The organism is Kitasatospora sp. NPDC089509 (assembly GCF_044749365.1).
In the GTDB taxonomy this organism is placed as follows: Bacteria; Actinomycetota; Actinomycetes; order Streptomycetales; family Streptomycetaceae; genus Kitasatospora.
Genome location: NZ_JBIVHS010000029.1, coordinates 40,495 through 61,870, shown reverse-complemented (window position 1 = coordinate 61,870; position 21,376 = coordinate 40,495). Strand labels below are relative to the sequence as shown.

Sequence of the window (21,376 nt, the reverse complement as noted above, 5' to 3'; positions counted from 1 at the left end):
ACCGGCAACGATCGCCCGCCGGCGGTCGTCAGTCGGCGGTCGTCAGTCGGTGAAGGTCCGCCCCTCCGCCGCGACCCGCTCCAGCAGCGCCGGCGGGGCGAAGCGCTCGCCGTACGCGGCGGCGAGTTCCCGGGCGCGGGCCACGAAGCCGGCCGGGCCGCCCTCGTACCCGTTGATGTACTGGAACACCCCGCCCGTCCAGGCCGGGAAACCGATGCCGAGGATCGAGCCCACGTTGGCGTCGGCGACCGAGGTCAGCACGCCCTCCTCCAAGCAGCGCACCGAGTCGAGCGCCTCGCTGAACAGCATCCGCTCCTTGAGGTCCTCGAACGGGACCTCGAACGGAACCTTCGAGGGGTCGACCGCGGGATCGCCGGAGCCGGCCGCGCCGGAGAAGTGCTCCAGCAGTCCCGGCCAGAGCCGCCCGCGCCGCCCGTCCTCGCCGTACTCGTAGAAGCCCGCGCCGCCGCTGCGGCCAGGGCGGCCGAACTCGTCGACCATCCGGTCCACCACCGCGTCCGCCGGGTGCGGGGTCCAGGTGCCGCCGGTGGCCTCGACCGCGCGCCGGTACTCGTCGCGGATCTTGCGCGGCAGGGTGAGGGTGAGCTCGTCCATCAGGGAGAGCACCTTGGCGGGGTAGCCGGCCTGGGCGGCGGCCTGCTCGATCGAGGCCGGGTGGATGCCCTCGCCGACCATGGCGACGCCCTCGTTGAGGAACTGGCCGATCACCCGCGAGGTGAAGAAGCCGCGCGAGTCGTTGACCACGATCGGCGTCCGGTCGATCTGCCGGACCAGGTCGAAGGCGCGGGCGAGCGCCTCGTCGCCGGTCTGCGGGCCGCGGATGATCTCGACCAGGCGCATCTTGTCGACCGGCGAGAAGAAGTGCAGCCCGATGAAGTCGCCGGTGCGCTGCACGCCTTCGGCGAGCACCCCGATCGGCAGGGTGGAGGTGTTGGAGCAGAGCAGCGCGTCGGGGGCGACCACGCCCTCGATCTCCTGGAACACCTTGTGCTTGAGCTCGGTGTTCTCGAAGACGGCCTCGATCACCGCGTCGCAGCCGGCCAGGTCGGCGGCCTCGCCGGTGGGGGTGATCCGGGCGAGCAGGGCGTCCCGCTCGGCCTCGGTGGAGCGGCCGCGGGCGACGGCCTTGTCCAATAGCCCCTCGGAGTAGGCCTTTCCGCGCTCGGCGGCCTCGGCGCTGACGTCCTTGAGCACCACCTCGATGCCGGCCCGGGCACAGGCGTAGGCGATGCCGGCGCCCATCATCCCGGCACCGAGCACGGCGACCTTGCGGACCGTCCGCTGCTCGACGTCCTTGGGGCGCCCGGCACCGGAGTTGACGGCCTGCATGTCGAAGAACAGGCCCTGGATCATGTTCTTGCCGGTCTGCCCGCAGGCCAGCTCGGTGAAGTAGCGGGCCTCGATCACCATCGCGGTGTCGACGTCGACCTGGCTGCTCTCCACGGCCGCGGCCAGCACGTTGCGCGGGGCCGGGTAGGGGGCGCCGTTCAGCTGCTTGCGCAGGTTGGCCGGGAAGGCGGGCAGGTTGGCGGCGAAGGCCGGGGTGGCGGGGGTGCCGCCGGGGATCTTGTAGCCGGCGACGTCCCAGGGCTGGACGGCGGTCGGGTTGGCCTCGATCCAGGCCTTCGCCCGGGCGATCAACTCCTCCTGGGTGTCGACGAGTTCGTGCACCAGCCCGTGCTCCAGCGCCCGCGCGGGGCTGTACCGGCGGCCCTCCAGCAGGAACTTCAGCAGGGCGTCGGTGATGCCGAACAGCCGCACGGTGCGGACCACGCCGCCACCGCCCGGCAGCATGCCGAGGGTGACCTCGGGAAGGCCGATCCTGCTGTCGGGGGTGGACAGCGCGATCCGGTGGTGGCAGGCGAGGGCGATCTCCAGGCCGCCGCCGAGCGCGCTGCCGTTGACGGCGGCGACGACCGGCTTGCCGAGGGTCTCCAGCGTGCGCAGCGCGCGCTTGATCCGCATGGACTTCTCGAAGACGACCTCGGCGTGCTCGGGGCGTGCGGCGAGGAGCATCCGCAGGTCGCCGCCGGCGAGGAAGGTCTTCTTCGCGGAGGTGATCACCACGCCGCGCAGCGCCCCGGCGGCGGCCACGCCCGCCAGCCGCTCGACCACGGCCTCCAGGTCGGCCGTGAAGGCCTCGTTCATGGTGTTGACGGACTGGCCGGGATTGTCGAGGACGAGGGTGACCACGCCGTCCTGGTCCTGCTCCCAGCGGATGGTGGTGGTGTCGCTCATGAGTTCAAGGTCTCCAGGTCTACCGGGGCGGGAGGGGAGTCAGACGCGCTCGACGATGGTGGCGACGCCCATGCCGCCGCCCACGCACAGGGTGATCAGGCCGTACCGCAGGTCGCGCCGCTCCAGCTCGTCCACGACGGTGCCGAGCAGCATCGCGCCGGTGGCGCCGAGCGGGTGGCCGAGGGCGATCGCACCGCCGTTGACGTTCACCTGGTCGTGCCGGAAGCCGAGTTCGCCGATGAAGCGCAGGGCGACCGCCGCGAAGGCCTCGTTGATCTCGACCAGGTCGATGTCGGCCGCGGTGAGTCCGGCCTTGGCCAGCGCCTTGCGGGTGGCCGGGGCGGGACCGGTGAGCATGATGGTCGGCTCGGAGCCGGAGACGGCGGCGGAGACGATCCGGGCGCGCGGACGCAGCCCGTACCGCTCGCCGACCTCGCGGTTGCCGATCGCGACCAGCGCGGCGCCGTCCACGATGCCGGAGGAGTTGCCCGCGTGGTGGACGTGGTCGATGGCCTCCACCCAGTGGTACTTCTGCAGGGCGACGGCGTCGAAGCCGCCGGCCTCGCCGATCGCGGCGAAGGAGGGCTTGAGGCCCGCCAGGGTCTCCACGGTGGTGCCGGGGCGGATGAACTCGTCGCGCTCCAGCACGACCAGGCCGTTGCGGTCGCGCACCGGGACCACCGAGCGGTCGAACAGGCCGTCCGCCTGGGCCTTGGCGGCACGGGCCTGGGACTCGGCGGCGAAGGCGTCCACGTCGGTGCGGGAGAAGCCGCCGAGGGTGGCGATCAGGTCGGCGCCGATGCCCTGCGGGGCGAAGTCGGTCGCGAAGGAGGTCATCGGGTCGGCGAACCAGGCGCCGCCGTCAGAGGCCATCTTGACCCGGGACATCGACTCCACGCCGCCGGCCAGGATCAGGTCCTCCCAGCCCGAACGGACCTTGGCGGCGGCCAGGTTGACGGCCTCCAGGCCGGAGGCGCAGAAGCGGTTCTCCTGGACGCCGGCCACGGTGTCGGGCAGACCGGCCGCGATGGCGGCGATCCGGGCGATGTCGGAGCCCTGGTCGCCGATCGGGCTGACCACGCCGAGCACGATGTCGTCGATCGCGGCCGGGTCCAACTCGGGGTAGCGGCGGCGCACTTCGTGGATCAGGCCGACGACCAGGTCGATCGGCTTGGTGCCGTGCAGCGAGCCGGTGGCCTTGCCGCGGCCGCGCGGGGTGCGGATCGCGTCGTAGACGTACGCTTCGGTGGTCACGATGGGAGTGCCTTTCGAGGAGAGGGCGGGCGGGGCGGGGCACCTTCGCAGGGGGGCGACGCGCAGCGGGGCGGCTCGGCGCCGGGGCTCGGCGACTCGGCAGTTCGGCACCGGGGCTCGGCAGTTCGGCGCCGGGGCTCAGCGGCTCGGCGCCGGGGATCAGCCCAGGATGGAGCGGCCGACGATCTCCTTCATGATCTCGGTGGTGCCGCCGTAGATCGTCTGGATGCGGCCGTCGGTGAACGCCCGGGCGACCGGGAACTCGCTCATGTACCCGTAACCGCCGTGGAGTTGGAGGCACCGGTCGGCGGTGCGCTTCTGCAGTTCGGTGGCCCACCACTTGGCCATCGAGGCGTCGGCCGGGGTGAGCGCGTAGCGGTTGTGCTCGGTGATGCAGCGGTCCACGAAGGTCCGGGTGATCGCGCACTCGGTGGCCAGCTCGGCGATCTCGAAGCGGACGTGCTGGAGCTTGGCCAGCGGGCGGCCGAAGGCCTCGCGCTGCTTGACGTAGTCGGTGGTGATCTCGACCAGGTACTCGGCACCGGCGATCGCCGCGGCGGCGATGGTCAGCCGCTCCTGGGCGAGGTTCTGCATCAGGTGGACGAAGCCGCCGTTGAGCTCGCCGAGCAGGTTCTCCTTCGGGACCCGCACGTCCTCGAAGAACAACTCGGCGGTGTCCTGGGCCTTCTGGCCGATCTTGTCCAGGTTGCGGCCGCGCTCGAAGCCGGGTGTGCCGCGCTCGACCGCGAGCAGGCTCAGCCCGTGCGCGCCACCCTCCGGGGTGGTCCGGGCGACCACGATGACCAGGTCCGCCAGGATGCCGTTGGAGATGAAGGTCTTGGCACCGTTGAGCAGGAAGTGGTCGCCCCGGTCGACCGCCTGGGTGCGGATGCCCTGGAGGTCGGAGCCGGTGCCGGGCTCGGTCATCGCGATCGCGGTGATCAGCTCACCGCTGCAGAAGCCGGGCAGCCAGCGGCGCTTCTGCTCCTCGGTGGCGAGCGAGGTGAGGTACGGGCCGATGATGTCGTTGTGCAGCCCGATCGCCAACCCGGAGGCGCCCGCCCGGGCGAACTCCTCGGCCAGTACGGCGGCGTAGCGGAAGTCCGGGGCGCCGCCGCCGCCGTACTCCTCGGGCACGGCGGGGCCGAGCAGGCCCTGCCGGCCGGCCGCCAGCCACACGGAGCGGTCGACGATGCCGGCCTTCTCCCAGCGGTCGTAGTGCGGCAGCACCTCCTTGGCGAGGAAGGCCTTCACGGTGGCCCGGAAGTCCTCGTGCTGCTCGGTGAAGATCTCGCGCTGCAACGCTACTCCCCTGGTTCGGCTGCGGAGTTGATGGGATCGACGCTTGGTTCGGAGCCGGGACCGGAGCCCGAAGCGGAAGCGGAGCTGGCGCCGGAGCCGACGCCGGAGTCGAGGGGCGTCGGGGCACCGAGGGACGCGACCCCCCAGTCCCGGGCCACCTCGGCGGTGTCCGCGCCGGGCCGGGCCGGTGGGCGGCGCAGCGCACCGGGGGTGGCGGAGAACCGCGGGGCGGGGGCGGGTTGGGTCACCCCGTCCGCCTCGACGTACGTGCCGCGCGCCGACAGGTGGGCGTCGGCAGGAGCCTGACGCATCGTCAGCACCGGTTCCACACAGGCGTCCGAACCGGCGAAGACCGCCTCCCACTCGCCCCGCGTCCGGGTCGCGAAGCGGGCCGCGATCAGGGCGCGCAGTTCGGACCAGCGAGCGAGGTCGTACTGGCCGGGGGCGTCCGGGCCGAGCTCCAGCAGGCGGGCGAACTCGGCGTAGAACCGGGGCTCCAGGGCGCCCACCGCGAGGTGTCCGCCGTCGGCGGCCCGGTAGATCGCGTAAAAGGGCGCACCGCCGTCCAGCAGGTTGACGCCCCGGCGGTCCTGCCAGTGACCGGCCGCGAGCAGGCCCCACAGCATGCTGCCGAGGTGCGCCGCGCCGTCCACGATCGCGGCGTCGACCACCTGGCCGGTGCCGGTGGTCCGGGCGTGGTGCAGCCCGGCGAGCAGGCCGACGACCAGGTAGAGCGAGCCGCCCGCGTAGTCGCCGAGCAGGTTCGCCGGGATCCCGGGCGGGGCGTCGGGCCCGCCCGGCGAGGCGACCAGGCCGAGCACCCCGGCCACCGCCGCGTACCCGAGGTCGTGTCCGGCGGTCGCGGCCCGCGGCCCCTGCTGCCCCCAGCCGGTCATCCGCCCGTACACCAGCGCCGGATTGCGCGCCAGGCACGCCTCCGGGCCGACCCCGAGCCGCTCCGCGACGCCCGGCCGGTAGCCCTCGATCAGCAGGTCGGCCCGCTCGACCAGGTCCAGCACCAGGCCGGGCCCCTCGGGCGACTTGAGGTCGATCAGCACCGACCGCTTGTTCCGGTTGGTGAGGTCGTACGCCGGGTCCGTCCCCAGCGGGGACGGGTCCGGGCGGTCCACCCGCACCACGTCCGCCCCGAGATCACCCAGCAGCATCGCGGCGAACGGCCCCGGCCCGATCCCGGCGAGCTCGACCACCCGCACACCCGCCAACGGCCCGGAGCCCCCCGCCGTACCGCTCGTGTCACGCACTGGCCTGTCACGCACTGGCCGCAGAACCCTTCTGGGTTTGACAGTAAAGCTGTAACAGTCGCGATGATAGGGAAGCTACCCGTCGGCAACAAGACCTTGACACCGGCCCCGTGTCGCCGATTCCGCCCCGGCGGCGCCCCGCTGGGGCCCTCGCGAAGCCTTGACGAAGCCCCCGTCGAACCGGTCACGCCCAGTACGGACGCCAGAACCCAGGGTGCGTCCGCGTACTGACAGTGGGGGCCTGTACGGTCGTCATGCCGCGAAGGGCATACGAACCCTTTGCCTTGTCGGGGAGGACTGTTGACACATGGGTAGCCCGTACTTCACCACCGGACCGGTCCCCCCGGCGACGGACCCGATGCCGAGCACGCCGAAGAAGTCGCCCTACGCCGTTCCGGCGCCGGTCGGCGACGGCAGTCCGGTGTCGCCGTTCCCCCTGCTGCCCCCGGGGCGGCCCACCACCCAGCTGGACACCCCGTACGAACTCACCGCCTCCGCCGGACTGGCCCGGCAGATCGCCACCGACCTGGACGGCGCCAACACCAAGGCGGGGCCCGGCGCGCACAGCCTCACCGAGTACGCGAGCACCGCGTCGACCGGAATCCGCGGCTTCACCTTCGGCGGCGCCCTCACCGGCAGCACCGAACGCTGGCTGCAGCAGTGCAAGGCCCTGCACGGCAAGGTCGACAACGCGGCCACCAGCCTCGACCGGACCCGCGAGTACTACCACGGCAACGAGATCACCACCGCCGCAGATCTCCGCGCCACCCGCTAGCCAGCACATCAGTACAGGGGGAACAGACACATGGTGTCCTTCAAGGAACTGCACGAGGCCGACTTCTCCGGGGTCTCCGACGCGGCCGAGGCATGGGCGGGGGTCGCCAAGGCCCTCACCGCCCTGGACGGCCGGGTCACCAAGGACCTCACCACCACCGCCCAACGGGCCGGTTGGAAGGGGGACGCCGCCGACCAGGCGACGAAGGTGATGCAGGGCATCGACGGCGACTTCAAGCAGGCCTCCGCCGTCGCCACCGCGCTCGCCGCGATCATGAAGACCGCCGCCGAGGACTTCACCGCCGCCCGCCGCGACCTGGACACGGCGCTCCACGACGCCCAGGTCCAGGAGTTGACCGTGTCGGCGGACGGCACGGTGAGCTGGACCCTGCCGAAGGACGCCAGGAACGACCCCGACCACGATCTCCTGGCCAAGGAGTTGGACGCCAAGGCCAAGGCCATCTCGGCCCGCCTGACCAAGGCCGTCGAGAAGGCCACCAGTGCCGACCAGCGCGCCACCCTCGACCTCCAGAGCGACATCGGCACCAGTACCACCGCCTTCAACCCCGCCCCGGGCGGCGGCGGCCCGGTCGCCGACGCCAAGCGGGCCACCGACCTGATGTCCAAGGGCGGCAGCCTCTCCGACGAACAGCTCAAGCAGCTCCAGACCCTGCTGGCCGCCAACGCGGAGAACAAGGACTTCGCCACCACCCTGCTCAACGGCCTCAACTACGGCGGGAAGACCGGCCCGGAGGCCCTCCTGGGCTACGGCAAGGCCTACGGCGACCTCGCCCACGGCAACCACAACGCCAAGGGCTACCAGGACGTCTACGGCAACCTGTCGGTGGCCCTCGCCACCGCCACCCGCGACGGCGGCATGGGCCGGGCCTGGGAGGACGGCCTCCTCGCAGCCGCCCGCCGCCCGGGCGGCTCGGCGGCGGGGTGGAACGACAACTACCCGGCGCTGACGGCGCTGATGGGAGCGGGCGGCAGGTACGACAAGGCGTTCCTGGTGAAGGTGGGCGACGACCTGCTCGACTACGAGCGCACCAGCAAGGCCAAGGGCAGCGACCTGTGGGGTCCGAGCTGGTCGCTCAAGGAGGGGGACCCCCTGGGCCCCCTGATGAAGCAGCTGAGGACCGACCCGGCCGCCGCCGGGGAGTTCCTCGACCCGGGACGCAACAAGAACCTCGGCTACCTGCTCAAGGACCGCGCATGGCCGGACCAGGACCTGGAGGGCAACCTGTCCCCGGACGAGCTGTGCAACAGCTCCCACGGAATGTTCGCCCAGACGCTGGAGGCCGCGGCCACCGGCCGCGAACCCGGCAGCACGCAGCCGCCGGTACGACCGCACGACGCGACGATGACACGGATCATGGACTCCGCCCTCTCGACGCTCGGCGGCGACAAGGCGGGCCATCAGAACGACCTGTCCCCCGCGCTCCGTCGGCCGATGGCCGACATGATCAGCGACTACGCGGCGGACACCCACGACATCCTCAGCAAGGACCTCCCCGGCCCGTCCGAACCCGGAGGACTGAACGCCACCCGGGAGCAGCTCCTCCGGGTGATCCGCGGCACCGCCGAGGACCCGGAGTCGTACTCCCTGATCCACCTGGCCGAGACCCAGGAGGTGGCCCGACGGATGGCCGAGTACGGGCCCGAGGCCTTCAAGGACGTCAACGGCCGCCCAGATGCGAAGTTCGAGAGCTTCGTGAACGAGGCCGGCAAAGCCTTCGGCGCGCTCGATGCCGTCCAGGCGGACACCATCACGGACCACAAGGCCGACGAACAGTTCAAGGTCAACTGGAAGGCCAAGATGGACTACCACTACGTCGGCACCCTCGCGAACATGCTGCCGGGCAAGGACTGGCTGCCGGTCGGGGACATCGCCCAGCGCTACGTCGACGTCGCCACGTCCGACTGGGCCAACAAGGTCAACGCGGCGCTCGACACCAAGGCGCAGGGCGACCTCAGCAGCCTCTACACCACCGGGCAGTCGCAGGTGCAGGTCATGGTCAGGAGGAAGGCCGACGACTTCGGCGTGCCGGCTCGTGACCCCCTGCTCGCCCAACTGACCGACGGGGCCAACATGCACTACTACACCTCGATCACCCAGGCCCACAACGCCGCCTTCGGGAAGGGCTGATCCCATGACGACGGGACGGCACGAGACGGTCGGCAGGCCGGACGGCGAGACCGACCCGGCACCCGACCGGCGCGGGTTCACCACCTGGCCGCTGCGGTTGCGGGCGGCGGTCGTGGTGGCGGTGGCGACCGCCGTCGTGGCCGGGGCGGGCGCGTTCCTCGCGAACAACCTGAGCAACGCCTTCGGGCCGGACAGCGTGTGCGAGGGGACGGTCGGTTCCGAGGCGCTGACCGGTGCGCTCGGTTCGGGCAAGACCGCCGGGCAGGAGTACGGCGACGGGCACCTGTCCGCCGGAACCGCCCTCTGCCGGGCGACGGTGAGTCGGGGGATCTTCGGGAACGACCGGTCGGTCACGGTGGAACTCCGCAGGACCACCGACCTCGACCTCCTCGCGGACGACCCGGACGCCCGGCTGTTCGCCGCCTCGGCCAACGGCGGTGCGGTCGGTGCGGCCTCCGACCACCGGGCGTGGGCGCTGCTCCCCGAGGGTTGCGACGACAGCGTGCAGGTCGTGGTGAGCTCGGACGACGACGGTCCCGGCAGCCGGGAGCTCGCGGGACTCTCCGTGTCGGTGGCCAACCGGATCGCGACGCAGCGGGCCTGTGGGACGGCACGGATACCGGCACCGCACGACCTGTCGAAGGCCGGGACGGAACACGCCCTCGACCGCGGCGCGGTGTGCGACCTGCCGGGATTCACCGTTCCCGACGTGCCCGGGGCCCCCGGCCTCCGGGAGACCGCGACCACGGCCACCGACCCCTTGTGGACCTGCCGCGTCGACTCGGACGCGAGCCCCAGGTCCTCGGTCGCCTTCACCATCGGCACCGAGCCCCGGCTCCTGGCCGCCGACGCCCCGACGAACGACCCCGGGCTGGGCCGGGCCCGCTGGGTGCGACCGGACGAGATGGTGACGACCTGCCAGGGCGAACCGGTCCACTTCCGGTTGAGCTGGAAGGGTCCTCAGAAGCTGATCCCCGACAGCGACGAGATCTGGAAGCAGTTCCTCACCGCCGGGGGCAAGGCGATCGGTTGCGAGCCGATCCTCTGAAAAAGCAGCGGACGGATGTCGGCGTAATGGCCTATCGTGCGTGCTGGCCATTACGCACGACAGCCGGGGGACCAGCATGACCACCGCCACCACCACCGACCGCACGATCGTCGCCGTCTCCGAGCGGCTGGTGCTGAGCCGGCCGCAGGAGGGGGATGCGGAGGCGGTGTTCGCGATCCACGGGGATCCGGAGACCAACCGGTACAACCCGAACGGGCCGCAGCGGGACATCGCGGAGGCCCGGGAGCAGTTGGCCGGGTTCGTGGCGGACTGGCCGCGGGACGGGGTGGGGTACTGCATGGTGGCGACCCGGGAGGAGCCGGGGGTGAGCATCGGGGTGGCCGGGCTGTTCCTGCACTCGCTGGACGGGGAGCCGGTGTTCAACCTGTACTACCGGTTCCGGCCGGTGGCCTGGGGCAAGGGGTACGCGGCCGAGGCGTGCCGGGCCGCGATGGCGGAGGCGCTGCCGCGGTTCCCCGGGATCCCGGTGACGGCGCTGATCAGGGCGGACAACCTGCCCTCGCGCCGGCTGGCCGAGCGGCTCGGGCTGGTGGCGGACCCGGACGGGCGGGTGGACCACGAGGACCGGCTGATCCACCGGATGGCCTGACGCCCCCGGATCCCCCGGCAGGGGGAGCCGGATCGCTCCCCGGGCGGAGGCTGCGGGCCGGGGCGCTGACGTAGAGTCACCCGGGTGACGGCGGGGGGCGGGCGGGTTCGGCGGGTCGGCGAGGCGTTGGTCGGGCGACGGGCCCGGCAGCGCTGGGTGCACCTGGTGCTGGGCGGCGCGCTGCTGATGCCGTACTACCTGTTGTCGACGGTGGGGCTCGGGGCGCTCGATCCGAACCAGGGGCACCTGCGTCAACTGGTGCTGCAGATCCTGGCGTTGTTCACCTCGCTGCCGATGGCGGCGATCACCGCGCTGGTGCCCACCGTCCGGGGGCTGGAGGGCGCGGCCGCCCGGGCGCTGTGCGCGGTGGAGCGGCCCGAGGAGCTGGCCGCCGGGCCGGCCCGGTCCTGGGCGGCCCGGTGGCGCACCGCGCTCTGGTTCGTGCTGCACCTGCTGTTCGGCGGGGTGGTCGCCGGGATGACGCTGGCCGGGGTGCCGTTCGCGGTGGTGCTGCTGGTCGATTTCGCCGAGGTCCCGGACCTCGCCGGGTTCTGGGAGAACCGTTTCCCCGGCTGGATGCTCACCGGCCCGGCCCTGGGCCTGGCGCTGCTGCTGCTGATCGTCGGGACCAACGCCGGCTGCGGCGCGCTGCTGGCCCGTTGGGCGCCCGTCCTGCTCGGCCCGACCCCGGAGGAGCGGCTGGCCGCCGCCGAGCGGCGGGCCACCGTGCTCGCCCAGCGCAACCAGCTGGCCCGTGAACTGCACGACTCGGTCGGGCACGCGCTCAGCGCGGTCGGCATCCAGGCCTCGGCGGCCGCCCGGGTGCTGCGCACCGACCCGGACTTCGCCGCCGAGGCGCTGCGCGCGATCGAGGAGACCGCGCGCGGGGCCGTCGCTGAACTGGACACCGTGCTCGGGCTGTTGCGCGAGGAGGAGGACCGGGGCGGCGGACCGGCCGGGCCCACGCTGGCCGGGCTGGACGACCTGCTGCGTCAACTCGCCCGCACCGGCGTGACGGTGGACGCCGAGCTGGCGCCCGGCCTGGGTGCGCTGCCCGCCGCGGTCTCCCGCGAGGCGTACCGGATCGTGCAGGAGGGCCTGACCAATGTGCTGCGGCACGCCGGGCCCGCACCGGCCGGACTGCGGGTCGGGCTGGCCGCGGGCCGGCTGGAGATCGAGCTGACCAACCCGCTGGGCCCGGCCCGTCCGAGCCGGCCCGGCGGCGGGCGCGGGCTGCGCGGGATCGGGGAACGGGCGGCGGCGCTGCGCGGCGGGAGCGCCGTGGGGCCGAGCGAGGACGGGACGACGTGGCGGCTGGCGGTCTGGCTGCCGGTGGGAGGGAGCGCGGGATGAGCACGACGACCGAGGGCGCCGGGGGCACCGAGGGCACCGGGAGCGGCACGGGCATCCGGGTGGTGATCGCGGACGACGAGCGGCTGGTCCGGATGGGCCTGCGGGTGGTGATCGACGCCGAACCGGACCTCACCGTGGTCGGCGAGGCGGCCGACGGCGCCGAGGTCGTCCCGCTGGTGCGCCAACTGCGGCCGGACGTGGTGCTGATGGACGTCCGGATGCCCGGCATCGACGGGATCCGGGCCACCGAGCAGCTGGTCGGCGGGATGGCCGAGCCGCCGCGGATCCTGGTGGTCACCACCTTCGAGCACGACGACCACGTGTACGACGCGCTGCGCGCGGGCGCGGCCGGGTTCCTGCTGAAGCGGGCCCGGGCGGAGGAGATGGTCCAGGCGGTACGGCTGGTCGCGCGGGGGGACTCGCTGCTGTTCCCGGCGGCCGTGCGCGAACTCGCGCTGCGGCACGGCGCGGACGCGCGGCGCGCGGCCGCCGTGGGTCGCAGCCCGGTGGGGCGGCTGACCGAGCGAGAGGGGCAGGTGCTGCGACTGATGGCCACCGGGCTGAACAACCGCGAGATCGCCCGGCAGTTGGTGGTGAGCCAGGAGACGGTGAAGACGCACGTCGGCAGCGTGCTGGCCAAGCTGGGCGCCCGGGACCGGACCCAGGCGGTGATCGTGGCGTACGAGTCGGGGTTCGTGCTGCCGGGCTGAGGCAGTGACGGCAACGGCGGCGGCGGCAGCGACAGCGACAGCGACAGCGACAGCGACAGCGACAGATGAAGACGACAGGGATGACTCGCACACAGGTTCCACTCAACCGGCGTCAGGAAGTAGAGTGCGATCTTCCCCCTGAACCGTCCGATACCTCCCGTATCGCCCGAACCGAACTGGTGGCCGCATGACCGTCCGGACCCGTCCCGCGCTCTGGTGGCGCATGGGCATCGTGCTCTCGGCGGGCCTCGGCCTGTCCCTCGGGACCGCCTCGCTGGTGTACTTCACCGTGCAGAGCAACGTCATCGTGCTCGGCTACTTCATCGGCGCGGTCTACTGGATGCTCAAGCGCGGCACCGTGGACGCGCCCGCGCCCCGGCTGCGCGGCGCCGCCACGCTGTACATCCTGATCACCGGGCTGGTCTCGCACATCCTGCTGCAGCACGGCGCCAGCCCACTGCCCGGGCTGGTCAGCGGACCGGACCGGCTGGCGAACTGGTCGTCGTTCTTCCTGCACTACGTCACGCCGGTGATGGTGCTGATCGACTGGCTGGTGCTGAAGCCGCGCAACGCGGCGGCCTGGAAGGACATCCCGCTCTGGCTGACCTTCCCGCTCGGCTACGCGGCGATCGTGCTCGCCCGCAACGCGCTGTTCGCCGACTTCCCGACGCCCTACCCGTACTTCTTCTTCGACCCGACCGAGCGGGGCTACGGTTACGTCTGGGGCCAGATAGCCCAGCTGACGGTCGAATTCGTGCTGCTCGGCCTGCTCGTGGTCGGACTGGACCGGCTGGGCACGAAGGTCGCGGCGAAGGTTTCGGCGAGGGTCGCGGCGAAGGTCGCGGAGACGCCCGGCCGCTCCTGAGGCGCGGGACCGGCGGCCGGCCTCAGATCCGCCAGGAGCGGATCCGGTCGGCCGCCGCGTAGACGTCCGCCCGGGCCCCGGCGATGTCCCGGGCCAGCTCGACCAACGCCCCGTACGGCGGGTCGATGCCCTCTCCGGCCGCGTGCATGTACGCGGCCGTCGTCATGCAGGCGTACAGGTTGTTGCGCACCGGGAGCGGGCGCAGCAGCACGATGGTGTGCATCAGGGTGGCCGCGCACCAGGCCGGATCGGCGTCGTGGCCGAGCTGGGCGGTGTTCACCCGGTGCCGGGCCACGGCGGCCTGCAGCGCCGAGTAGTCGCGCACGCTGAGGTCCTCCGGGGAGGCCAGCTCCTGCACGTCGAGCAGCCAGCGCAGGTCGACCTGCAGCAGCGTCACGTCCGCACCGTCCATCGCCGGAGCGTCCACCGCCGGACCACTCCCCCGCGGCCGCCGCGCCTCACGCGGCGGGTGCGTCCTCCGGGAACGCGGCGTCGAACTCCGCCTGGTGGTCCTTCCAGAACGCCACCGCGTGGTCCACGAACACCCGCCGCTGCTGCTCCCGGACGCTGAGGTCGTGGACGTACGCCTTGACGCTCTTGCCGTCCGCGGCGGCGGCCGCGCGGATCGCGGCGAGTTCGTGCTCCGTGTACTCGATGTTGAGCGCAGGCATGTCGCCGATGGTACTGCAGCGCACGGGAGTTGGGAGGAGGGCCGACGGTTTTCCAGCAGTCCGCAAAACGCTTTGCTGTCGATACCCCCGGGGGCGGTTCGCCCGGCCGGGCGGATGCGTCCGGAGGATGGCACGGGCGCGGCGCGGTGGATGACGACCGACGGGCGCGCCCGGCCGTAGCGTCGGCGGCGGTGGCGGAGCGGTTCCGCGGGGGAGACCGGGAACTCGGCGGAGGCCGGAGATGACGCACAGGGGTATCGGCAGGGCGGCGGCCGCGACGGTGGTGACGGCGGCGCTGGCGACGACGGTCGCGGTCGCGGCGCCGGGAACGGCCGCCGCGGCGGGGACTGCCTCGGCCGCGGGGGCGGTCCCGGCGGAGGGCGGCGCCGCCTCGGCGGAGGCGCGGCACGGCGGCACGCTGGACGGGGTGTGGCGGATGGACGGCTACGGCACGGTGGTCACCGTCGCCGGGGGCCGGCTGACCACCTACGACGTGACCACGCACAGCTGCGTGCCCGGCTGGATCACCGCGACCCAGGACGGCGCGCCCGGGGCGGACGGCACCGTCCGCTACGTCACGGGCCACAACGGGGTGACCCTCACCCCGAAGGGCCGGGACCGGCTCGTCGACCGTGAGGAGGGCGGGGTCGGCACCAAGGACCTGTACCGGCTCCCCGCGCTGCCCGCGCTGTGCACCACCCCGGCGCCGAACGACCCGCTCGCGGTCTTCGACCGGTTCTGGGAGACCTTCGAGGAGAACTACCCCTTCTTCGCGGCCAAGGGCATCGACTGGCACGCCGTCCGGGACGAGCAGCGCCGGCGGATCACCCCGACGACGACCACCGAGCAACTGCAGCAGATCTTCGTCGACCTGCTCAGGCCGCTCGGCGACGCCCACACCGGGCTGGCCCGGGTGGTCGACGGGCAGCCGGTGCCGGTGTTCGGCGGGCGGCGGCCCGGCACGACGGTGCGCACCAAGGAGCTGACCACCCGGGCCGGGCAGGCCGTCGCCGCCCAGCTCACCGGCCCGGAGCAGCTGTTCGCGGGCGGGAAGCTCGGCGTGGGCCGGCTCCCCGACGACGTCGGCTACCTCCGGGTGGGCAGCTTCGACGGCTACACCGACGGCGACTACCGCAGCCAGGTCGCCGAGCTGGACAAGGCCCTGGACTCCCTGCTCGCCGACCCGGACCGGCTCAGCGGCCTGGTGATCGACGTCCGACTGAACGGCGGCGGCTCGGACGCGCTCGGGGTGCACATCGCCGCCCGGCTCACCGACCGCCCGTACCTCGCCTACCGGAAGGTGGCCCGGGACGACCCGGCCGACCCGACGAAGTTCACCCGGCCCTCACCGGTGCACGTCCGGCCCTCGGACGGCGAGCACTTCACCGGGCCGGTCACCCTGCTCACCTCCTCGATCTCGGCCAGCGCCGCGGAGACCTTCGCCCAGGCGCTGATGGGCCGCTCGCCGCACGTGACCCGGATCGGCGAGAACACCCAGGGCGTCTTCTCCGACGTCCTGGTCAAGCTCATCTCACCGGACTTCGCGCTGGTCCTGCCGAACGAGGAGTACCTGAACCGGGACGGCAGCACCTTCGACGGCCCGGGCATCGCGCCGGACCTCCGGACCCCGGTGTACAGCCCCGACGAGCTGGCCGCGCTCAAGGACTCCGCCCTGAGCACGGCCCGCCGGGTGCTCGCCGAGGACGGCGGAGGAGCGGACCGGCGGTAGGCCCGGTCCAGCCGGTCCAGCCGGGCCGAGCCGAGCCGGACCGAGCCGAGCCGAGCGGAGCCGCTACATCGGGTCCACCGCCCTCAGTGCGCCGTCCAGCTCCAGCCACCTGGTCAGGCCCAGGCCGCGCAGGAACGGCAGGTCGTGGCTAACCACGATCAGCGCGCCCTGGTAGCCGGCCAGCGCCTGGGTGAGCTGGCGGACGCTGGCGAGGTCCAGGTTGTTGGTCGGCTCGTCGAGCAGCAGCAGCTGCGGCGGCGGGTCGGCCAGCAGCAGGGCGGCCAGTGTGGCCCGGAACCGCTCGCCGCCGGACAGCGTGCCGACCGGCTGCTCGGCCCGGGCGCCGCGGAACAGGAAGCGGGCGAGCCGGGCCCGGACCGCGTTGTCCCCGGTGCCCGGGGCGAACCGCTTGACGTTCTCCACCACCGTCAGCCCGTCGTCCAGCAGGTCGAGCCGCTGCGGCAGGTGGCGCACCGCCTCCGGGGTGGTGATCTGCCCCTCCAGCGGGGAGAGTTCGCCCGCGATGGTGCGCAGCAGCGTGGACTTGCCGGAGCCGTTGCGCCCGACCAGGGCGATCCGCTCGGGACCGCGCAGGTCGAGGTCGACGGTGGGGCCGAAGGGCAGCCGGACCTTCTGCAGGGAGAGCACCGTGCGCCCGGCCGGCACCGCGGTGCGCGGCAGGTCGACCCGGATCTCGGCGTCGTCGCGCACCGCCTCCTCGGCGGCGGTGAGCCGTGCCTTGGCCTCCTCCAGGCGCTCGGTGTGCATCCCGGTGAGCCGGCCCGCCGTCTCCTGCCCCTTGCGTTTGAGCATCCCGGCGAAGATGTGCGGGTCGTTGCGGGTGACCGATCGCTTCTTGCCGTAGCTGGCGCTGCGGTCCAGCCTGGTCCGGGCGTCGACCAAGTCCCGTTTCTGGCGCTGGACATCGGCCTCGGCGTTGCGCAGCAGGCGCTCGGCCGTCTCCTGCTGGGCGGCGAGGGTGCGCTCGTAGGCGGCGAAGTTGCCGCCGTACCAGGTGACTGCGCCGTCCCGCAGGTCGGCGATCTGGTCGACGTGCTGGAGCAGTTCGCGGTCGTGGCTGACGATCACCATGGTGCCCTGCCAGCCGGCCACCGTCTCGTAGAGCCGCTCGCGGGCGGCCCGGTCGAGGTTGTTGGTGGGCTCGTCGAGCAGCAGCACGTCGGGGCGGCGCAGCAGCAGCGCGGCCAGCCGCAGCAACACCACCTCGCCACCGGAGAGTTCGCCGGTGGTGCGGTCGAGGCCGAGGCGGCGCAGACCGAGCCGGTCGAGGGTGGCGCGGGCGCGCTCCTCGACGTCCCAGTCGTCGCCGACGGCGTCGAAGTGCCGCTGGTCGGTGTCGCCCGACTCGATGGCGTGCAGGGCCTCGCGGGCGGCCCGGATGCCGAGCGCCTCGTCGACCCGCAGGGCGGTGTCGAGGGTGAGGCCCTGGGGCAGGTAGCCGAGTTCGCCCGCGACCCGGACGGTGCCGCCGGTGGGGGTGAGTTCGCCGGCGATCAGCCGCAGCAGGGTGGACTTGCCGGCCCCGTTGAGGCCGATCAGTCCGGTGCGGCCGGGGCCGACGGCGAGGTGGAAGCCGTCCAGGACGGGCTTGCCGTCCGGCCACTCGAACGTGAGCTCGGTGCAGAGGACGGAGGTGGTGGGTTGTGCCATGCAAGGCCTCCCGGGTGGTTGCCGATGGGGTGATGAGCAACACGGGGAGACACCGCGGGTGCGGAACAGGTACGGCCGAACGACAGGACGGCGGCGCGCGCGGGCGCCGGGGGCCGTGACTGAGGTCGCACACTCGCACACCACGCGGCTGCTGGAACAGCAGGGCCTACGTGGCGGGGGCGGTGTCCCGGGACCTCAGTAGAGCAACGGCCTTCTCCTTGTCTGGCTGATGACTCCAACCACGCTAGGGACCGCGCCGGACGCCCGCAACCGATTTTCGGGGCCCACAACGGCCCGGACGGAGGCCCCGTGCCGATCCGGTGCCGATCCGGTGACAGCCCCGTCCCGGCCCGCGCCACGTGTAAGGAGTTCCTTATCCGCATGGCAGACTCCTCACCTGCCATGCCTGCGGCCCCCGGGGCCGTACCCGAGGAACGGGCCGTATGGCGGTAGTCAACAGGGGGAATTGAACTCATGTCACCGATATCCCGGCCGAGCCGTGCCGTCCTGGGCGCGTCCGTCGCCGCGCTGACCATGGTGGTCGCCACCGGTTGCGGACCGGACAACAGCGACCCGGCCGGCGCCCAGACCACCGCGCCGTCGGTCGCGGCCAGCGCCTCCGGCAAGCCGGGCGCGGCTCCGATCAAGCTACCGACGGTCGAGGAGCTGAAGAGCTGGAAGCTCGACGACTGGGACAAGTGGGCCAAGGCCAATGTGGTCACCCCGGCCGTCAAGGGCTACTGGACCCTGCAGAAGCTGCTGAACGCCAAGCCGAAGCCGCTGCCGCAGCCCCCGACCCCGGGCCCGAGCCAGGCCCCCACCGCCCAGCCGACCGGCGCCGCCCCGGCCCAGCCCACCGGCGCCCAGCCGCCGGCCGGGCCGGACCAGCCGCCCGCGGCGGTCTCGGCGAAGCCCGTGGCGCACCCGTTCCCGAAGAACATGCACGTCAACGGCAAGATCTTCTTCAAGGACGGCAACGAGGACTACGTGTGCTCCGGCACCGTCGTCTCCGACCCGGCCAACCCGGGCAAGAGCAACCTGGTGTGGACCGCGAGCCACTGCCTGCACGGCGGCAAGGGCAACTCGTACTACACCGACATCACCTTCGCCCCGGCGTTCAACAGCAACGGCGTGCTGAGCGGCGGCAACAAGCAGAAGTCCAAGCTGGAGGACGCCGAGCCGTACGGCGAGTGGGGCGCGACCTCCGGCATGGTCTCCCCGCAGTGGACGGCCGAGGCCGACCCGGAGCGCGGCGGCCCGTGGAGCCAGTACGACTTCGGCATCATCAAGGTCGCCAACCCCGACCCGAACGGCAAGTCGCTGGAGGAGACCGTCGGCGGCTCGGTGCCGCTGTGGTTCAACGCCCCGCGCGAGCAGCTCGCCGCCGTCTCCAACTACGGCTTCCCGGAGGCCAAGCCCTTCGACGGCGTCGAGCTGGAGCACTGCGACGGCGGCAAGCCGGCCGCCAAGCCCGGTGACCCGAGCCGCCCGGCGATGCTGATGATCGGCTGCAACATGACCGGCGGCAGCAGCGGCGGCGGCTGGTACACCACCAAGGACGGCAAGCCGGCCCTGGTCAGCGACACCTCGGTCGGCAACAACGCCAACACCTACGAGGCGGGCCCCTACCTGGAGGACGTCGCGGCGCACATGTTCGACTACTTCTCCAAGAAGGCCAAGTGACCCGAGCGGGCGAACCGACCCGCGAGGGCTAACTGACCCGGGACGGTGAAGTGACCGACGGGTAGTCCCCACGGGGGCCGCGCCCCCCCCCCCCGGGGGGGGGCCCCCCGGGCGGGGGGGGGGGCCCCCCCCCGCCCACAAAAGGGGGGCTCAAAGTCGCCCCCCCACGAGAGAAAGAACCCCCCCCCCGCCCCCCCGCCCGGCGGCCCCCCCCCCCCCCCCCGGCGGGCCCCCCCCGGGGGGGGGGCCGCCCCCCCCGCCCCCCCCCCGGGGGGCCCCCCCCCCCCCGCGGCGCCCCCCGCCCCCCTGGCTTTTCCGGTGCCGCCCCCGCTCCTCCTACAATCGGCTGCATCATGAGCGCCACACTCGTAGTCAAGGACCTCAGCGCCGGCCACGGCGAACGCACCCTCTTCACCGGCCTGGACCTGGTCGTCGCCCCCGGCGACGTGATCGGCCTGGTCGGCGTGAACGGCGCCGGCAAGTCGACCCTGCTGCGGCTGCTGGCCGGGCTGGACACCCCCGAGGGCGGTTCGCTGCGGCTCAGCCCGGCGAGCGCCAACGTCGGCCACCTGCCGCAGGAGCCGGAGCGGCGCGAGGGCGAGTCGGTGCGCGACTTCCTGGCCCGGCGCACCGGCGTGTCGGCCGCCCAGACCGCGCTGGACGAGGCCACCGAGGGCCTGGTCGAGGGCCGCCCGGGCGCCGACGACGCCTACGCGGCGAGCCTGGACCGCTGGCTGGACCTCGGCGGCGCCGACCTGGAGGAGCGGGCCGAGGAGGTGGCCGACTCGCTCGGCCTGAAGGTCTCCCTCGACCTGCCGATGACGGCACTGTCCGGCGGCCAGGCCGCCCGGGCCGGCCTGGCCTCGCTGCTGCTCTCCCGCTACGACGTGTTCCTCCTGGACGAGCCCACCAACGACCTCGACCTGGACGGCCTGGAGCGGCTGGAGGCCTTCGTCAAGGGCCTGCGCGCCGGCACCGTGCTGATCAGCCACGACCGCGAGTTCCTGGCCCGCACCGTCACCAAGGTGCTGGAGCTGGACCTGCACCAGCAGCAGGTCCACCTGTACGGCGGCGGCTACGAGTCGTACCTGGAGGAGCGGGCGGTGGCCCGTCGGCACGCCCGCGAGGAGTACGAGGACTACGCGGACACCAAGGCCTCGCTGGAGGCCCGGGCCCAGATGCAGCGCAACTGGATGGAGCACGGCGTCCGCAACGCCCGCCGCAAGGGCGGCGACAACGACAAGAACGCCAAGGCGAAGCGCACCGAGTCCACCGAGAAGCAGGCCTCCAAGGCCCGGCAGACCCAGCGGATGATCGAGCGGCTGGACGTGGTCGAGGAGCCGCGCAAGGAGTGGGAGCTGCGGATGGAGATCGCCACCGCGCCGCGCTCCGGTTCGGTGGTCGCCACCCTGCGCGGGGCGGTCGCCCGGCGCGGTGACTTCGCCTTCGGCCCGGTGGACCTGCAGATCGACTGGGCGGACCGGGTCGCCATCACCGGCGCCAACGGCGCGGGCAAGTCCACGCTGCTGGCCGCCCTGCTCGGGCGGCTCGAACTGGACGGCGGCAGCGCCGTGCTGGGCTCCGGCGTGGTGGTCGGCGAGGTGGACCAGGCGCGCGGGCTGTTCCTGGGCGGCGAGCCGCTGGCGGACGCCTTCGCGGCCGCCGTGCCGGAGCTCACCGAGGAGGAGGTGCGCACCCTGCTGGCCAAGTTCGGCCTCAAGGCGGTGCACGTGCTGCGCCCGGCCGGCACCCTCTCCCCCGGCGAGCGCACCCGGGCCGCGCTGGCGCTGCTGCAGGCGCGCGGGGTCAACCTGCTGGTGCTGGACGAGCCCACCAACCACCTGGACCTGCCCGCGATCGAGCAGTTGGAGTCCGCGCTCGGCTCGTACACCGGCACCCTGCTGCTGGTCACCCACGACCGGCGGATGCTGGACACCGTCGCGGTGAACCGCCGGATCGAGGTCCGGGACGGCCGGGTGCACGAGCTGTAACCCCCGCAGCCCCTGAGCGCGTGGCGGCCGCCCCGGGAATTGGTC

The 21,376-nt window shown here is 73.0% G+C and carries 17 protein-coding genes; 10 read left to right on the top strand and 7 right to left on the bottom strand.

Going from position 1 to position 21,376, the window contains the following annotated elements; all coding sequences use genetic code 11:
- Positions 1 to 42: 42 nt before the first annotated feature.
- The 4 genes from ACIP4P_RS38365 to ACIP4P_RS38350 all read right to left on the bottom strand — a co-directional run bounded on the left by ACIP4P_RS38365 (position 43) and on the right by ACIP4P_RS38350 (position 6,077).
- On the bottom strand, positions 43 to 2,259 hold the full coding sequence (locus ACIP4P_RS38365; RefSeq protein WP_400927097.1) for a 3-hydroxyacyl-CoA dehydrogenase NAD-binding domain-containing protein: 2,217 nt from the start codon (positions 2,257 to 2,259) through the stop codon (positions 43 to 45).
- Between the two features lie 39 nt (positions 2,260 to 2,298).
- Positions 2,299 to 3,513, bottom strand: coding sequence for an acetyl-CoA C-acetyltransferase (locus ACIP4P_RS38360; protein ID WP_400927094.1), 1,215 nt, complete (start codon positions 3,511 to 3,513; stop codon positions 2,299 to 2,301).
- Positions 3,514 to 3,672: 159 nt separating this feature from the next.
- Complete coding sequence (locus ACIP4P_RS38355) at positions 3,673 to 4,815, bottom strand: acyl-CoA dehydrogenase family protein (RefSeq protein WP_350514564.1); 1,143 nt, start codon at positions 4,813 to 4,815, stop codon at positions 3,673 to 3,675.
- A gap of 2 nt (positions 4,816 to 4,817) precedes the next feature.
- On the bottom strand, positions 4,818 to 6,077 hold the full coding sequence (locus ACIP4P_RS38350; RefSeq protein WP_400927090.1) for a CaiB/BaiF CoA transferase family protein: 1,260 nt from the start codon (positions 6,075 to 6,077) through the stop codon (positions 4,818 to 4,820).
- Between the two features lie 307 nt (positions 6,078 to 6,384).
- On the opposite strand from ACIP4P_RS38350, the gene ACIP4P_RS38345 reads away from it, so the two are divergent.
- The 7 genes from ACIP4P_RS38345 to ACIP4P_RS38315 all read left to right on the top strand — a co-directional run bounded on the left by ACIP4P_RS38345 (position 6,385) and on the right by ACIP4P_RS38315 (position 13,586).
- The gene (locus ACIP4P_RS38345; RefSeq protein WP_400927088.1) at positions 6,385 to 6,852 is read left to right on the top strand and encodes a hypothetical protein; all 468 of its coding nucleotides are present in this window, start codon (positions 6,385 to 6,387) and stop codon (positions 6,850 to 6,852) included.
- Positions 6,853 to 6,882: 30 nt separating this feature from the next.
- Entirely contained in the window at positions 6,883 to 9,000 is a 2,118-nt protein-coding gene (locus ACIP4P_RS38340; RefSeq protein ID WP_400927085.1) for a hypothetical protein, read from the top strand.
- A gap of 4 nt (positions 9,001 to 9,004) precedes the next feature.
- Complete coding sequence (locus ACIP4P_RS38335) at positions 9,005 to 10,048, top strand: hypothetical protein (protein ID WP_400927083.1); 1,044 nt, start codon at positions 9,005 to 9,007, stop codon at positions 10,046 to 10,048.
- A gap of 76 nt (positions 10,049 to 10,124) precedes the next feature.
- Positions 10,125 to 10,658 carry a GNAT family N-acetyltransferase gene (locus ACIP4P_RS38330; RefSeq protein ID WP_350514569.1) on the top strand — a complete coding sequence of 178 codons (534 nt, stop codon included), beginning with the start codon at positions 10,125 to 10,127 and terminating at the stop codon, positions 10,656 to 10,658.
- A gap of 84 nt (positions 10,659 to 10,742) precedes the next feature.
- Positions 10,743 to 12,011 (top strand): sensor histidine kinase, encoded by a 1,269-nt coding sequence (locus tag ACIP4P_RS38325; RefSeq protein WP_400927079.1) that lies wholly within the window; start codon positions 10,743 to 10,745, stop codon positions 12,009 to 12,011.
- Positions 12,008 to 12,721 (top strand): response regulator, encoded by a 714-nt coding sequence (locus ACIP4P_RS38320; RefSeq protein ID WP_400927076.1) that lies wholly within the window; start codon positions 12,008 to 12,010, stop codon positions 12,719 to 12,721. The genes ACIP4P_RS38325 and ACIP4P_RS38320 overlap by 4 nt, the downstream gene beginning before the upstream one ends.
- A gap of 187 nt (positions 12,722 to 12,908) precedes the next feature.
- Positions 12,909 to 13,586, top strand: coding sequence for a Pr6Pr family membrane protein (locus tag ACIP4P_RS38315; RefSeq protein ID WP_400927073.1), 678 nt, complete (start codon positions 12,909 to 12,911; stop codon positions 13,584 to 13,586).
- A 22-nt stretch (positions 13,587 to 13,608) separates the two neighbouring features.
- Here ACIP4P_RS38315 and ACIP4P_RS38310 read toward each other — a convergent pair whose 3' ends face one another.
- Together ACIP4P_RS38310 and ACIP4P_RS38305 are read right to left on the bottom strand one after the other, a co-directional pair.
- A complete protein-coding gene (locus tag ACIP4P_RS38310; RefSeq protein ID WP_400927070.1) occupies positions 13,609 to 13,998 on the bottom strand; it encodes a toxin Doc in 390 nt (129 codons plus the stop codon).
- A 46-nt stretch (positions 13,999 to 14,044) separates the two neighbouring features.
- Positions 14,045 to 14,257 (bottom strand): hypothetical protein, encoded by a 213-nt coding sequence (locus ACIP4P_RS38305; protein ID WP_350514574.1) that lies wholly within the window; start codon positions 14,255 to 14,257, stop codon positions 14,045 to 14,047.
- A gap of 241 nt (positions 14,258 to 14,498) precedes the next feature.
- Between ACIP4P_RS38305 and ACIP4P_RS38300 the strand changes: the two genes are divergently transcribed.
- Positions 14,499 to 15,986, top strand: coding sequence for a S41 family peptidase (locus tag ACIP4P_RS38300; RefSeq protein WP_400927065.1), 1,488 nt, complete (start codon positions 14,499 to 14,501; stop codon positions 15,984 to 15,986).
- 63 nt (positions 15,987 to 16,049) lie between these two features.
- Here the strand turns inward: ACIP4P_RS38300 and ACIP4P_RS38295 are convergent, their stop codons facing one another.
- Positions 16,050 to 17,657: an ABC-F family ATP-binding cassette domain-containing protein gene (locus tag ACIP4P_RS38295; RefSeq protein WP_400927062.1), complete on the bottom strand. Its 1,608-nt coding sequence runs from the start codon at positions 17,655 to 17,657 to the stop codon at positions 16,050 to 16,052.
- 474 nt (positions 17,658 to 18,131) lie between these two features.
- Here ACIP4P_RS38295 and ACIP4P_RS38290 point away from each other — a divergent pair, with 474 nt between their 5' ends.
- On the top strand, positions 18,132 to 19,340 hold the full coding sequence (locus ACIP4P_RS38290) for a hypothetical protein (RefSeq protein WP_400927059.1): 1,209 nt from the start codon (positions 18,132 to 18,134) through the stop codon (positions 19,338 to 19,340).
- Between the two features lie 353 nt (positions 19,341 to 19,693).
- Positions 19,694 to 21,331 (top strand): ABC-F family ATP-binding cassette domain-containing protein, encoded by a 1,638-nt coding sequence (locus ACIP4P_RS38285; protein WP_350514578.1) that lies wholly within the window; start codon positions 19,694 to 19,696, stop codon positions 21,329 to 21,331.
- Positions 21,332 to 21,376: the final 45 nt, after the last annotated feature.

Bases quoted from the DNA above. Each gene is read 5' to 3' on its own strand.
- ACIP4P_RS38345 (WP_400927088.1), top strand. From the start codon at position 6,385: ATGGGTAGCCCGTACTTCACCACCGGACCGGTCCCCCCGGCGACGGAC.
- ACIP4P_RS38340 (WP_400927085.1), top strand. From the start codon at position 6,883: ATGGTGTCCTTCAAGGAACTGCACGAGGCCGACTTCTCCGGGGTCTCC.
- ACIP4P_RS38330 (WP_350514569.1), top strand. From the start codon at position 10,125: ATGACCACCGCCACCACCACCGACCGCACGATCGTCGCCGTCTCCGAG.
- ACIP4P_RS38295 (WP_400927062.1), bottom strand. From the start codon at position 17,657: ATGGCACAACCCACCACCTCCGTCCTCTGCACCGAGCTCACGTTCGAG.
- ACIP4P_RS38315 (WP_400927073.1), top strand. From the start codon at position 12,909: ATGACCGTCCGGACCCGTCCCGCGCTCTGGTGGCGCATGGGCATCGTG.
- ACIP4P_RS38305 (WP_350514574.1), bottom strand. From the start codon at position 14,257: ATGCCTGCGCTCAACATCGAGTACACGGAGCACGAACTCGCCGCGATC.
- ACIP4P_RS38320 (WP_400927076.1), top strand. From the start codon at position 12,008: ATGAGCACGACGACCGAGGGCGCCGGGGGCACCGAGGGCACCGGGAGC.
- ACIP4P_RS38310 (WP_400927070.1), bottom strand. From the start codon at position 13,998: ATGGACGGTGCGGACGTGACGCTGCTGCAGGTCGACCTGCGCTGGCTG.
- ACIP4P_RS38365 (WP_400927097.1), bottom strand. From the start codon at position 2,259: ATGAGCGACACCACCACCATCCGCTGGGAGCAGGACCAGGACGGCGTG.
- ACIP4P_RS38285 (WP_350514578.1), top strand. From the start codon at position 19,694: ATGAGCGCCACACTCGTAGTCAAGGACCTCAGCGCCGGCCACGGCGAA.
- ACIP4P_RS38290 (WP_400927059.1), top strand. From the start codon at position 18,132: ATGTCACCGATATCCCGGCCGAGCCGTGCCGTCCTGGGCGCGTCCGTC.
- ACIP4P_RS38335 (WP_400927083.1), top strand. From the start codon at position 9,005: ATGACGACGGGACGGCACGAGACGGTCGGCAGGCCGGACGGCGAGACC.
- ACIP4P_RS38300 (WP_400927065.1), top strand. From the start codon at position 14,499: ATGACGCACAGGGGTATCGGCAGGGCGGCGGCCGCGACGGTGGTGACG.